10 protein-coding genes are annotated in these 14284 nt (G+C 36.6%); all 10 read right to left on the bottom strand.

What is annotated here, in order from left to right; genetic code table 11:
• Positions 1–94 precede the first annotated feature (94 nt).
• The 10 genes from M0051_RS12405 to M0051_RS12450 all read right to left on the bottom strand — a co-directional run bounded on the left by M0051_RS12405 (position 95) and on the right by M0051_RS12450 (position 14224).
• On the bottom strand, positions 95–1159 hold the full coding sequence (locus tag M0051_RS12405) for a PorP/SprF family type IX secretion system membrane protein (RefSeq protein WP_054720804.1): 1065 nt from the start codon (positions 1157–1159) through the stop codon (positions 95–97).
• 210 nt (positions 1160–1369) lie between these two features.
• The gene (locus tag M0051_RS12410; protein WP_306741842.1) at positions 1370–3946 is read right to left on the bottom strand and encodes a gliding motility-associated C-terminal domain-containing protein; all 2577 of its coding nucleotides are present in this window, start codon (positions 3944–3946) and stop codon (positions 1370–1372) included.
• A 30-nt stretch (positions 3947–3976) separates the two neighbouring features.
• Positions 3977–4666, bottom strand: coding sequence for a PKD domain-containing protein (locus M0051_RS12415; protein WP_306741843.1), 690 nt, complete (start codon positions 4664–4666; stop codon positions 3977–3979).
• A gap of 6 nt (positions 4667–4672) precedes the next feature.
• Positions 4673–5386 (bottom strand): hypothetical protein, encoded by a 714-nt coding sequence (locus tag M0051_RS12420; protein WP_306741844.1) that lies wholly within the window; start codon positions 5384–5386, stop codon positions 4673–4675.
• A 6-nt stretch (positions 5387–5392) separates the two neighbouring features.
• A complete protein-coding gene (locus tag M0051_RS12425) occupies positions 5393–6310 on the bottom strand; it encodes a hypothetical protein (protein ID WP_306741845.1) in 918 nt (305 codons plus the stop codon).
• Positions 6311–6327: 17 nt separating this feature from the next.
• Positions 6328–7209, bottom strand: a complete 882-nt coding sequence (locus M0051_RS12430) for a hypothetical protein (protein WP_306741846.1) — start codon at positions 7207–7209, stop codon at positions 6328–6330.
• 27 nt (positions 7210–7236) lie between these two features.
• A complete protein-coding gene (locus M0051_RS12435; RefSeq protein ID WP_306741847.1) occupies positions 7237–8085 on the bottom strand; it encodes a hypothetical protein in 849 nt (282 codons plus the stop codon).
• Positions 8086–8112: 27 nt separating this feature from the next.
• Entirely contained in the window at positions 8113–11361 is a 3249-nt protein-coding gene (locus M0051_RS12440) for a LamG-like jellyroll fold domain-containing protein (protein ID WP_306741848.1), read from the bottom strand.
• Positions 11362–12461: 1100 nt separating this feature from the next.
• Positions 12462–12950 (bottom strand): hypothetical protein, encoded by a 489-nt coding sequence (locus M0051_RS12445; RefSeq protein WP_306741849.1) that lies wholly within the window; start codon positions 12948–12950, stop codon positions 12462–12464.
• Positions 12951–13261: 311 nt separating this feature from the next.
• Positions 13262–14224 carry a hypothetical protein gene (locus tag M0051_RS12450; protein ID WP_306741850.1) on the bottom strand — a complete coding sequence of 321 codons (963 nt, stop codon included), beginning with the start codon at positions 14222–14224 and terminating at the stop codon, positions 13262–13264.
• Positions 14225–14284: the final 60 nt, after the last annotated feature.

A 14284-nucleotide genomic window follows, 5' to 3' on the forward strand; every position in this document is an offset into this window, starting at 1 on the left:
TTAAGTTATCAAGCTAAAAAATGACAAACATCTAAATTGGGTTTACAATTTTATCCCAATTATTCATTGATCATTATTAATTACCAATTGAATTTTAGTCTTCGTGCGAAAACTTCGGACATGAAATGGCCTTATCGCCAAGTTTCTTCACTTTTTGGCGACGTTTTAGTTTGCGAATTTCTCTTGGATTTGAATAGTTGTAGTTGTAGGTTAAGGACACTTCTAAACCTCCTCTACTGGATGATGCTACCTGCAAATCCGATACATTGATGTCATAGGTTAGCATGATTTTTAATCGTTTTCTCTCATAACCAAATGCTGGAATTATATCCTGGGTAAATCGATACCACATTCCATAGTGAAAAATTGTACCCTTGTTACCGAAAAGAGTCATGAAGTTTGCACCGGCAATCCACTCATTGGCATTTTTTTCGGTAGTATACATGATTTCAGGCTTGAAATACATTCTTGGACTAATCCTACTTTCGGCACCTGCATGCCATGCAAATCGTCTTTTAAGATTATTGGTACTGTAGTTGATATCCTGACTTTCGTATCGATAAAATGATTCCTTTGGTTCGTTGATATGACTTACAGAGGTTCCCATAAAATATTTCGTCTTGCCTCTAAAATAAGTCATCTGCATCCCCAATGAAAAATCCATATAGAATAGTGATTGGGAAATAAAGTCCTCTCCATTCTCTCCGCCTTCCAATTGTTCTCCAAATGTTAATTTACTCAGATCTACCGATTTATTAATCATTTCAATCCCTGCTCCTGCGTGTATGAACAGCGTATTCCCAGCATTTAAGCTCTTGTTAAGCGAAGATGCAAACATTACCTGGGTGGTTTTCAATCCCCCATCACCGGCTTTATCATTAAAGATCATACCACCAACCCCAATCCAAGATGAACTTAACAATTGGGTTGACAATTTACCATCAACAAAAACAGCTTGAGAAACAAAAGGAATGGTAACACTATTCCACTGATTACGATAATTCATTCCTCCTCGAAGGTTATAATCAGAATTACCTGTAAGAGCCGGATTTAACAATAATGGAATGGAATAGAACTGAGAAGAGTGTACACGTTGGGCTGAGAGCTTAAAAACCCCCAAAATTATAATCAATAAGAAAATAAGAATACTCTTTCTCATAAACACTCATTTGGGTTTGCCATTTACCCCTAAAAATCATAATTACATTGGCATAAAACCCTCAAAACAACAAACATGAAAATGGGTAATATTTCCGAATTATCCAGATATAGCAATATCCAATTTTACAAAATATCTCTCCACTTTGGCGTTTTAAATATAACTAATCAATTTGAGAAACTATCACCAATAAAAATCGATTAGTCAAATCTATCTCAACAACGTAATATTGCCCTGTTTTTGCATTTGGCTTCCATCCTTAAAGGAAACTTTCAAGAAATATACATAAACATCCATATCCACATTTTGTCCTTTATAGGTACCATCCCATCCATCACCTTTACTGCGATGCATGTGAACTGACTGGAATATTCTATGACCTAATCTGTTGTAAATAGTCAAACTCATAGTCTCCACCTCATCTACATCACCTGCAAGTTCCAGTTTGTCATTTTTACTATCGCCATTAGGAGAGAATGCCGTTGGCAAATAAACATTGAATTGACTTCCATTAGTTGACACATTAATTGTATCTCTACCGATACAACCAAACTTATTTGTAACCTCTACGCGATATTCACCCACCTGACTCACTTGAATAACTTGATTGATTTCACTTGGTTTAATTTCAACACCTGAATTAACATACCACATGTATGATACAAAATCATCACCTGCATCTAGGTTCACCACCTGACCATTTGCCAACACAATATCATCTCCCAAGTCCACTTCCGGAGTTGGATTGAACTTAACCTCAATACAATCTTCCTCAGTATTTCCATTCTGATCGGTCACATAAACACAATATTTACTGCTCTTTTCAACATATATTCCCTCATCAGTTGATTCCGATGGAGTCCAGCGATAAGTTGCAGAAAAGTCTGCATTATTGGTTTTAATTTCAGGAGTCAGATAAATCCTCTCTCCCAAACAAACATTATCAATATCAGCACCTAAATCAATTGCAAATTTACCTTCTCTTTTGGTAACACTTATTTCATCTGTTCCAACACAGCCTTGAGCACTTGTAACACGAACTGAGTACACATTTTCATCCGTTACGGTAATGCTTTGTGTTGTTTCTCCATTTGGTAACCACTCATATGATCCTCCAATACCACCATCCCCCGCATCAAGTGTGACATTTTCATCATCAAACAGAACAATATCATCACCCAAGTCAACAATTGGTATTGCATGAACAGTAATCGTAACTTGATCTGTTTGCTCATTCCCTGCATCATCTCTCACTGTTACTGAGTAAACACCAGATTCGCTAACTGTTAATGTTGAAGTAACTGCTCCATTTGACCATAAGTAGTTGTAGTTCTGAGAAATCGATGGATTAGGATTCAAAACAATCTCCTCGCCCACACAGATATCCTGATCTTCACCTAACTCAATTGCAAATACATCATTTACACTGGTAATCACAACCTCATCGGAAGCCGAACAGCCATTAGCATTTGTTACGGTTACACCATAGGTATTACTTGAGTTTACTTGAATGGTTTGACTCGTTTCTCCTGTAGACCATAAATAATCTGCACCAGCATTTCCTGCATCAAGCGTCAGTACTTCTGCATCGGTCAATTGATAATCTGGTCCCAAATCAACTGTTGGAGCTTTCCACACCGTTACATTAACAAATGCAGATGATTGCTTGCCCGATTTAGTATCGGTAACAGTAACAGAATATACACCTGTTTCACTCACCTCCAATGTACTATTCACCGAACCGTCGGACCATAAATAAGTGTAGGTTCCATCAAAATCAATTTCAGGTGTTAACACCCTGCTTTCTCCCTCACAGAAACTCAAGTCAGCTCCTAAACCAACCGAGAAGGATTCAACAACTGTAACATTCGCATAAACTGTATCTCCAGCACAATCAAATGCACTTCTTTCTATCAGTTTCACCTGATAATCGCCTGGTTTTACAGCCCATTGAACGTCGAAACTCAATTGACTATGGAAGTTGTCGCTTAAACGACTTGTACTTTCGTTGAGTACTGTTGCTCCAGCTGGAACAAAAATCTCGTATTTTTCACTCTTCTCAATGGTTGCTGTATATGCCTGAATGGTTCCAGACTGAATTACTGGTTCGTAGTCGCCAAACGCAGTATTTGGCAAGGCCATTACATCAACCTCCAGAGTTTGATTTGCCAAATCTTCCTCAACTGGTATTCCATTCAAAGTTTTTGCTTCAACAAGCAATATTTCTGCTCTGTGCGTTTTACCCGTTGTATTCGGAATCTCCAAATCAAAAGTAAATGAATTTGTATAAATTTCATTTGCGCCTTCTGGCAATTCAGCAGGAGCTCTATCAATGGAATACTTGAATGTCCAAGGTTTTGGTCCAGTATAATTAACCGTTACACTAAGCTTCCCATTTGTGTCCCCACCATTGTTTTTAGCACAAACATATGGCACCTCAAGATCTTCGAATACTGCTGTTGGAGTTGCATCGTCTACTACAACAAGCATGGTAAGTGCTTCTCCGAAACAGTGTGTTCCCAAATCTTCAGGATAAACTTTTACTTCATACGTACCAGGATCGTTAAACTGATAGTCTCCCGATTCGAATGTTGTTGAAGCCAAATAGGCAACTGATCCATTCGAAGTATTGGTTACCGACCAGTGATACTTGTATGAAGCATTCTCATCAACCTTAAAATTAAGCTTTGTTCCCTTTACTACATACTGCTGCGCCACAGCCGCTAATCCTCCCATGAGGATCAGCAGTGCGGTAAGCAGTGTTTTATGTAGTAAGGTTTTGAACATTTATTTTTAATATATGGTTTATCTCTATTATTAATTCAAAGTAATTGTTCCTGATATTGTTGGCTTAGAATTGACAGTTACACTTCTTGTATTATTAGCAACATCTGTATCTACAACAACGCCCTCTCCATCTTTAGTGGTTGCACTTATCAACTGAATACTTATGGTTTGATCTCCTCCTGAAGTATTCTCAAAATCATCAATTGTAAGAGACGTGGTTAGTGGAGTAGCATCCCCGTCAACTCCCACGCTTATTGTAGTCGTAGATTTAGAACCATCAATTGCAGTTGTTTCATATGTCAATTCATATGGTGGCACACCGCCTGTAAACACAACATCAAAATTATTTGGTGTCACAGGATCACCCAATAAAGGCGAACATGTTGTAACATCGCCTGTTGCTTTTGCAAACATTACAGAAGCTGTTCCCACAACCTCAATGATTGCTGTTCTTGTCTCGGTAACACAGCCATTTCCATCGGTTCCAAAAACTGTTAGGGTATAGGTTCCTTCCGCATTCCAAACAATAGTCTGAGTATTGGTAGCATCTAAAACAGATGCTGTTCCTCCCGAAACCGCCCATGTATATGTAATAGCATCGCCGGAGACACTATATTCATGCGTACTATTTAAAGTAACAGTCTGATTTTGCGCCAAAACATTTCCTGTAAAAGCGATTAATCCAAATAACAACAAGCCAATTACTCTGTTCATTTTCATGATGTATTATTTTAATTCGATACCCGTAATAGTTGGTTTCTTAAATATTGTTCTCTCATGAACATCTTTACCTGGGGCTACATGAATTATTCCTCCATATTTATTCGTAGCACCCGTAATGGTTATATTATTGATTGTTTCTTTATTTTCATCTTCAAGAATGCCTAATACATTAAGCATTTTGTCTGCATAATTTACAGTTGCAGTTCTGTCCGCAACATCACCATCTAAACGATAGCTTACCGTAACTGGATATTGCGATTCGGCCAATTCAGTTCCCGAATCAAACATTGCTACCAATTCTGTAGCAAAACTATTATCAGCATCAGCACAATCTGATGATGCAATTTCATCAAAGGCAATAACAGCTGTCGAAACCACTGTATATTTCCATGCCTTTTTATTGGTACAACCATTTGTTCCGGTTGCATAAAGGGTAAGGTAATATGTACCATCACTTAACCATTCCACATCAATGGAATGAGGTTCACCTGTAACAGGTGTTAGTTTACATTCGCTTGAAGCATCAGCTTCAATGGAAAGATCTGTATCTGTATACACTTTCCACTCATAAGTTTGGACTTCGGCATTTGCAGAAACTCCATATTTCATTTTTGAATTACGAACAACAGTATATGCATCCTGCCCGCTTGCCGAAGCAAGCGAGAGGATGATCATGGCAAATGCCATTAGTGTTTTATATACTGTGTTTATTTTCATTAATTTTTAGTTACCTCCAGTCATAGTAGCACCAATTTTTGGCATTGACTTAATAGTATAAGTTGCAACATTATCTGAAGGATTAGCTGGTTTACTAGCTGCATCAGTAGTTGATGTTGTATTATCCTTCGTTTTAGCACTATCCAATGTAAGAACAACTGCCTGTGCTGATGTCTCTACGTTTGGAACAGAAACATACACTAACACATAATCATTTGCTGATGGAATATCATATCCACCGCCAGCAGCAACAGCAATAGTTGAACCATCTGCAGCTACTACTTTAGTAGTTGTACCAACAGAAAGACCATAATCAATATGCCATTCATTCAATGAATATTGGCGTTTAACTCGGAAAACTACCTCTGTAGTACCTAGGCTAAATGTACCATCATTCACAATTCTGTTACCTGTTTCGTCAGAACATCCTTCAGCAACAATCTTTGCATCATCAACAAATTCAGGATTTTTATCATCTGTTGTACCTCCTGTTACGTTTTCGGCCAAAGCATTAAATCTACCTGTAACAACATCTACCATATAACCTTTTAAATTAGAACAGCTAGTTGTTGCATCAATAACTTGTAGGAATATATAGTATACCCCAGTAGCATTTCCATCCCAATTAACTCTTAAAGTGTTAATCCCTTTTCCCGAGAGAACACCTTTCGCATCTATAGTCCCAGCAACACCTTCTCCAACTATAGTAAAATGATTACCAGCAGCTCCAACAATAGGGTTACTACCATCGGCATTCCTAGAAATAAACCACTCTGTGGTATTTGTAGTTCCATTATCTCCAAAGCTATAAGTGTGCGATGAACCTGGCCATGGATTACTATAAGTCGAACTCTGTGCTTTAGCAAGCTCTATAGAGCTCACTAAAACAACCATTGCGATTAATAACTTATAAATATTTTTCATGTCTTATTTCTTTCTAATTATTCTCCAACAAAGTTACCGATGGTAGGCATCACATTAATTGTATGATCAGCAACTTCTCCAGATAGATCTAGGTCTGTTACACCAGTTTTATCATCCGTACCTGTAAGTAGTGTTACTGTAAATGTTGGATTCTTACCTGGAACATTAGGTACTTTTATCTGTATAGTATGCGTATTGGCTGTTTCTCCACTAATACTACCATTCTTCTCTCCTGTAGCAGGTGTATCAGTTGTACCAATAGCAAATTTCACATCAGAATCATTACAAGATACCTTGTAAGTTGCACTCCAAGCATTAGACGATTTTGTTCTTGTCACATCAAAACTTAAAATTGTATAACCAGGATCATAATCATCATTTACCAAAATGTCACCCTTATTAATTACAGGTTGTAAATTTGTTAGATCTGCACAATCAGGATCTTTAACTGCTGCATCTGCAATTGCCAAATTAAAGTCATTAGCCTGTGGTTGTATAAAAACAGCTTTAAAGTTTTCCGGAGAACATCCATTTACATTTGCCCCTGTAACATGCAAAAACAGATATACTCCTGCTGAATGGGTTGTATTGGCATCTGCAGCCCATTCAATTTGTACAGATACCTCTCCACCTGCAGGAACACTTACCGGGAATGTTGGTAATGCACTACCATCTCCATTCTTCATCGTTCCATAAGTGCTAACCTTTGAGTCAGCACCATTGTTTACAAAGCTGGAACTTACATAGAATTCATATTGCGCTCCAACCTGAACATTTTGAAACTTGTATTTGTGTTTCGCTCCATTATAAGGCTTTACTGCTGTACTTTGAGCGTAAGAATTAAGAGAAATCCCTACAAACCCAATACAAAACATCGTTAATAATATTAACCTTTTCATATTATATCGTTTTTTTAGTTATTGCGATTATTCGAAATCACCAATTTCTGGCATAGTTGTAATTTGGTAGTTAACAGCTGAAGGCATGGTAGTAACAGTTACCTTTGTCACCGCATCTTTTGCTGATTTTGGAACAATTCTGAAAGAAGGAGTTGCTTCTCCTGGTACATTCTTCACAACAATTGTTAAGATTTGAGTGTTACCTGAAAGGTTGGTTTTACTTACCGGAGTTGTCGCTGCATCATCCGTAACATTGGTAGTAGTTCCTCCAATAGTATATGAATAATCACCTATACCTGTTTGAACAATATCAAATTCTAAATCCCAGTTATTTGTACTTCCTCCTTTTTCAAACTTAAAAGTCAATTCTGTTGTTCCTGGATTATATGTGTCCGTTGGAGCAACTATCGCATTAAAACCTGTTAAATCAGGACAAGTAGGACTTGTTTCTCCATCTCCTAACGCCAATGCTAATGTCATATTATTATCAATTGGAGTGATACCTACTGCTTTATAGTTTTCACAAACTCCTGTACCTGAAATTTTCACGAATAAAAAAACTTCAGTAACACCAGTAGGCAATGAAAGAGATGATGGCCAGGTAATTGTTGCCATTGCTTTATTTCCTGCCACTTTACCAGTTAAAGAGCTCGTAATATGACCAGTCAATGCAGCATGCTTGGCCCCAATTCCAGAATTTGAAGTACTGATATAGAATTCATAATCCAAATTGTCGTTTATTCCCTTAAAGGTATAAGTATAAGTACCTCCTTTATAAGGTTGCAATTTTTCCCCAGGTGCATTTTGTGCAAAGATCTGAGAGGACATCATTAAGATTCCCAAACAAATTAAAAGCGAGTGTAATAGCTTTTTCATAGCATATAGTTTTATAGTTATTTTTTATTATTCAAATCCCACTATTTGTGGTATTATTTTCAAATTGTGTTGTATTGTTATCGCATCTTTTATTGCGCTATCAGTTCCTCCATCAGAAATTGTAAAATCAATAGGTAATATCGTACCAACAACATTATTAATATCTATTGTAAATAGGATATAGTCTGTTCCAGCATCTGCATTTACAACACCCGATGCATTAGTTGTGGTTCCAACACCACTTATCAAAACTTCATGTACAGTAACCCCGGTTCCTCCTATTGAATAATTAAAAGACCAAGCTCCAGTATCACACAATCGATTCACTCTAAATTGTACTTGTGATGTCCCAGGTGAATAGGTATTGCCTGAAGGCTCAATTACCGCCTGCAAGCCATTCAAATCCGGACAATGTGTTCCATTTGTAAATCCTGCATCGCTTTCTGGGTTCGTAGTTCCTGTTACATCAACAAGCGAAATGTTATTTTCTTTTGTTACCGTAACATCAAAACTACAAGTTGCCTCATTGCCTGCTGCATCCTCAATCGTATAAGTTACCGTTGTTGTTCCTACATTAAATGTCTGTCCCGAGGCATCATTAATCCCTGTAGTAGAAGAGTTAGCTGCTGTAGCTCCACTTAGTGTCCAAGTTTGTAGCACAACCGAACAATTATCAGCTGTTGTTGGTGCCAAACCATTAACAAGTGCAGAACATGATCCCGCGTCTACATTTACAGATTTGTTAGGCACACAGTTAATCGTTGGAGCAAGGTTATCTACCACAGTTACAGTTGCAGTACAGGTTGAAACATTTCCATTTTTATCTGTTACTGTCAATGTAACAGGATTTCCTCCTACATTGCTACAATCAAAACTACTTGGACTTACACTCAAACTTTGAATTCCAGATGCATCACTTGAGCCATTATCAATTTGAGCCGCTGTAATGCTTACATTACCTGTTGCATCCAAATAAACAGTGATATCCTGACAAGAAGCTGTTGGTGCAACATTATCTTCTACAGTAACTTTTGCTTCACAAGTTGAAGTATTACCATTATTATCAGTTACCGTCAATATAACTGTATTGATTCCAATATCTGCAACTGTAAAATCAGTTTGACTTGCCGCAAGGTTTGCTATTCCACATGCATCATTCGATCCATTGTTAATTTGAGCAGCTGTAATACTTGCATTTCCAGAGTCATCCAATTGAATAGTGATATCCTGACAAACTGCATTTGGAGGGGTATCATCTTCAACTTTCACCTTAGAAGTACATGTTGCAGTATTTCCTTTATTATCAATTACTGTTAATGTAACTGTATTTTCTCCTACATTGCTACAATCAAAACTACTTGGACTTACACTCATGCTAGCAATTCCACAATTATCGCTTGATCCGTTATCAATATCTGCCGCAGAGATAGTAGCACTGCCCGAAACATCTAATTGTATTATAATATCCTGGCAAAGTGCAATTGGATTTACATTATCCACATCAGTACCTATAGTATAGGTCTCACTTACCGTGCATCCATCTCTCGTAGTAACCGTTACATGGTAATCTCCTTCTATAACATCAGTTAAATCTTGAGTTGTAGCAACAGGCACTCCTCCTCTTGTCCAATTGTAGGAATAGACAGGAGCGTTATTTATCCATTTTGTATTAAATGCAGAGTTGATCGATAAATCCGGAGCACTACTTCCTACTCCACCAATTGATGTTCCTGAGCCTTCATCTAACTTATAAGCTGCAATCAATCCAGATTCAGAACCATCCATATCCTGATTCATTCCTGATTTTATCTGAGCCTCTTTTCTGGCTACATTCCAGAATCTCACTGTAGACATTTGTCCATCAAAGGCATTCGAGCTTGCAGTTTCATTCCACACTCCAGCCCCAATTCTTAGAGGATCTGTTGAGCTTCCATAACTCGGGGTACCTGAACCACCAGATGCGACTTCAACTCCATCGATATATAATTTCAGAGTAGTACCATTCCCTGTTGCAGCAACATGATGCCAGTTACCATCAGTAGGATAGTTGGCGTATGGATAAAATGCTGAACCTCCACTAACAGTCCACACAGTTAAATTTCCACTTTCAAAACCAAACTCTATCACATTGTTCTGTCCAAAGAAACTATGCTGTCCTGATGATTTATCTGTTAAAAACTGCACCCATCCTTCTAAAGTAAATGCTGTAAGATTATTTAAAGCGGAAGTTCCTAAACTGATAGGTTCTTGTGTACCATCAAAACTTAACGCTGTAGTTTCTCCACCAGTAACATCTATATCAATGGCTCCGGTAGCCTCACCTGCACAGTCTACATCTGTTGTGCTTTCGAGAGTAAGAAGTAAAGGTGTTGGCTGGGCAATACTCAAATCCGAAGAAGCTGTTGCACAACCATTAGCATCGTTAACATGGTATGAATAAGTTCCAGCTTTGCTCATAAATAATCCTGTATCATTACTTACTCCATTAAGGGTATATGTATATGGGGCTGTACCACCTGATGCAACTATTGTTACTTCAGCATCTCCACCATTACATGCTATAGGAGTTGTTACAGCAGCACTGCTAACTGTTAAGAGTGGCGGATTTACCAAAGTATTTATCGGACTTGCCACAACACTACCTCTAACCTGATTTCCCCCTAAAACATATCTTATCTGAATTTTATAATCTCCACCCAACAAATCAGAAAACACATGACTTGTACCTGATGTATTAGCCCAATCTTTACCAACCACTGGACTATCATCTGCAGCATATACTAAACGAATCTGTAAACTTAAAGCTGGCGGAACACGAACTCCCGATAAATCAACCGAAAGACCACCTTGTTCACCATAACAAGCCATTTGGTTAACCGTAACCACAGGAACAGCAGGTTTACTATACAAGTTTACTTTTAATTCTTTTTCGCCTGAACAAGTTCCATTTGTCTCCAAAATTTTTAGTGTATATACTCCTGTCGGGTAGGTAGCTGCTGTCCAAGCATGAGTGAATTCATTTTTGAAATATTCAGTCTGTGTATCATGAGGCCTAGTATTAGTAATAGTGTAAATCTCAGACCTTTTTACTTTATCTGATAAATCTACAATACTCCACTGGACATCAGAACCATTAAAACCAAACATGTGATAGGTCACAGAGGCATCCTGACATACATGTTGTTCTATAGGTGCATCCTGCCCCCACCCATCAGCAAGGCCGAGAACAAAAATGAATAATAAAGAAAGAATTATATGGCGTAAAAATCTTATCAAATGCTCTTGTTTAGTGTATAAATATAGTACTTACAATACTTAAAATAAGCTATTTTTTTCTAAATTATAAACATCTATACGGTAATTGTTAAAAAGTGTTTACTTATTTTTTGATTAATTTCATCATAACGGATTTTTTTATCCGATATTAATAAAGATTAATCATTCTTAAACAAACATTCATGAGGCAACAAAGCGCCCTTATCAACAAGTTTAAAGCATTTAACTACAAGTCAACAACACTCATCAATAAAAACCAAATAATGATACTATTGTATAATGATTCTGTAAGCAGAATTATTATTTAGGGGTTGACAAATATACACAACACAAGTAAAAAAAGAAGAGTATATTATCTTAAATTTAGGAATACATCCCAAAAACTCACCAATTACATCTTGTTTTACACTAAAAAAACAATATGGGCAAAATAGTAAATTATTTGCTACTAAAAATGGTATTAATACCCCTACAATAAATATTCTATCCGGAGGGTGTTCAAAAAGTAAGTTCAATCGAATATAATGTCATGTTGAATGAAGTGAAGCAATTGTTTCTCAAAGGGACAGATTCTTCGCTAAACTCAGAATGACAATAATATTGAAGTTTTTGGCCATCCTCTTTCGTTTTTTATTCAAAACTTTTCATGATTTTTTGAAAACTTTGGCATTTCCAGTGAAAGGCTTTCATCATCTCACCAATAGCTTTGGTTGATTTTATTAAAGCTTTCGTTTTTTATTCAAAACTTTTCATGATTTTTTGAAAACTTTAGCATTTTCAGTGAAAGGCTTTCATCATCTCACCAATAGCTTTGGTTGATTTTATTAAAGCTTTCGTTTTTTATTCAAAACCTTTCATGATTTTTTGAAAGCTTTGGCAGTTCCATTGAAAGGCTTTCGTGATTTTATCAAAGGCTTTGATCATTTTATTAAAGCTTTCGTTTTTTCTTCAAAGTCTTTCATATTTTTTTGAAAGCTTCGGCAGTTCCAATGAAAGGCTTTCGTGATTTTATCAAAGCTTGAACCTGATAAATTCATAAGAAATGGCAAGAAAGTCATACTCTCTTGCCATACACTATTGAAATCAACCCCAATTAGTATTTATTCTTCTTCTGTATTTTGTGTATTCGATTTATTTCCCGTACCAGGGAAATATTGTTTCAAATTGTCGTACAATGGTTTTGCATTTGGCACTCCATCTTTAGCTGCTTGTTTTAAAAAATTGTAAAAGCTTAGCATAGCTGAATATGCTTCGCTCCCACTAAGGGTAGCAGTATCGTCCAACAAGCTAACCAACCTTTCCAGATCTCGCTCGATGGAATGAAGCAATTTCCATGCTTCCATATCTACCTTCACCTCATCTAAATTGATATAAGGAGGTACCAAAATAGGATTTTTATCTGCCCCTTCTACCGCTCTCTCCACAAAATCCATAAAGTGCTCTCCAATTTTTGGCAATGCCTTTTTCTGATTAGCTGGCAAAGCAATTAAAATTGGGCTCAGTTCTGTTTTTAAACCACTAAGGTTTGTATTGATGGCAGTCTTTTTGGTGTCATCAATTTGCAAATTGATTCTGTTTTCAATACTCATAGTATAAATTTTATTTTGGGTTGATCATTTCTGAACAAATCAACTGTAGATGATAATAAAATTACCAATGGAACTTGTAAGCTTAGGTTATTTCGCTTAATATTTCATTTCCAATATCGTGGGCTACATTAAAGGTAATCATAAATAGTCCACACACTTTAATAAAAACCTAACAATTGACACATTTTAGGTTAAATAACATTTAAAAGTTATTAAACAACAATATGCATTTGTCAAGTTTACTATTTTATTGACAAAAAAATCCTGATGCTAAATACACCAGGATTTCTTCTTATTATTTAAACATTTAACTATTCATGAAAGACACCTATGGGAGTAGGTGTAGGCTGAACAGTAATTGTAATGACATTTGAACTTGAAGTACAACCAGCCCCACCTTTTTGAGCTTCCCTAAAGTATGATGTCGTAACATCAATATTACTTACAGTAAAATCAACTGAAGTAGCACTGCTAATCAAATTCCAATTTGAATCATTTATATCCGAACTCACCGTATTAGAATACCACTGATAAGTAGCTCCAACATCTACACCTGAGATTGCTATATCCGTGCCACTACAAACCGACAACAAGGATGGATCAACATTAATACTTCCCGGATCAACACCTCCCCCGCATGTTACCAATTCAAACAAATCATCTTCATCCGAATTTTGAAAATCATTCCAGTTTCCGTAACCACAATTCGTTCCAGTATACTGCAAACTATCCGGAATTTCGGTGCAATCAAATATAGTATAATTGGGATCGGCTGGCACTTTTACCGTTCCCCCAACAAAAACCAAAGCAGGTGGGTCAGAAATAAAACTCCCTTGTCCTTTTCCAGTCATAGTTAAACTTCCTTTAACAACAATCTTTCCATCTCCTACTATATCCACCTTATTTTTACATTCCAAATTACCATATACAATTAAAACCCCTGCATTAGCAACACTCATATTTGCATCTTGTTCCAAGATGAGATTCCCATTAACAATTAAAGTATCAACAACAACAAGATTACCACTATTCATTCTCAAATGGGTAGTATTACCAGTGTCATTTCTATCTGTTGCAATGTTTCCATTAATTGTTACTTCATCATACACACCTATACTTACGCTTAATCCTGGTGAATTACCTTCTTCCCATGAGTCATCATCCTGCCAATTTCCGATATATCGATCTTTTGAGGCATATGACTGCGCAGTAATATTATTTGAAAGAATAGAAAAACAAAACAAGCAGAGAAAGTAAAGATAAAAGGTTTTCATAGTGGATACATTAGGTAATAAATGGTTATTGGCATTTAATTTAACTAAAATCAAGCACAT

Source organism: Marinifilum sp. D714 (genome assembly GCF_030851345.1).
GTDB lineage: Bacteria > Bacteroidota > Bacteroidia > Bacteroidales > Marinifilaceae > Marinifilum.

What these genes read in the sequence shown, in the direction of transcription:
- M0051_RS12415 (WP_306741843.1), bottom strand. Translation starts at nt 4,666, where the DNA reads ATGAAAATGAACAGAGTAATTGGCTTGTTGTTATTTGGATTAATCGCT.
- M0051_RS12445 (WP_306741849.1), bottom strand. Translation starts at nt 12,950, where the DNA reads ATGAGTATTGAAAACAGAATCAATTTGCAAATTGATGACACCAAAAAG.
- M0051_RS12450 (WP_306741850.1), bottom strand. Translation starts at nt 14,224, where the DNA reads ATGAAAACCTTTTATCTTTACTTTCTCTGCTTGTTTTGTTTTTCTATT.
- M0051_RS12410 (WP_306741842.1), bottom strand. Translation starts at nt 3,946, where the DNA reads ATGTTCAAAACCTTACTACATAAAACACTGCTTACCGCACTGCTGATC.
- M0051_RS12435 (WP_306741847.1), bottom strand. Translation starts at nt 8,085, where the DNA reads ATGAAAAAGCTATTACACTCGCTTTTAATTTGTTTGGGAATCTTAATG.
- M0051_RS12425 (WP_306741845.1), bottom strand. Translation starts at nt 6,310, where the DNA reads ATGAAAAATATTTATAAGTTATTAATCGCAATGGTTGTTTTAGTGAGC.
- M0051_RS12405 (WP_054720804.1), bottom strand. Translation starts at nt 1,159, where the DNA reads ATGAGAAAGAGTATTCTTATTTTCTTATTGATTATAATTTTGGGGGTT.
- M0051_RS12420 (WP_306741844.1), bottom strand. Translation starts at nt 5,386, where the DNA reads ATGAAAATAAACACAGTATATAAAACACTAATGGCATTTGCCATGATC.
- M0051_RS12430 (WP_306741846.1), bottom strand. Translation starts at nt 7,209, where the DNA reads ATGAAAAGGTTAATATTATTAACGATGTTTTGTATTGGGTTTGTAGGG.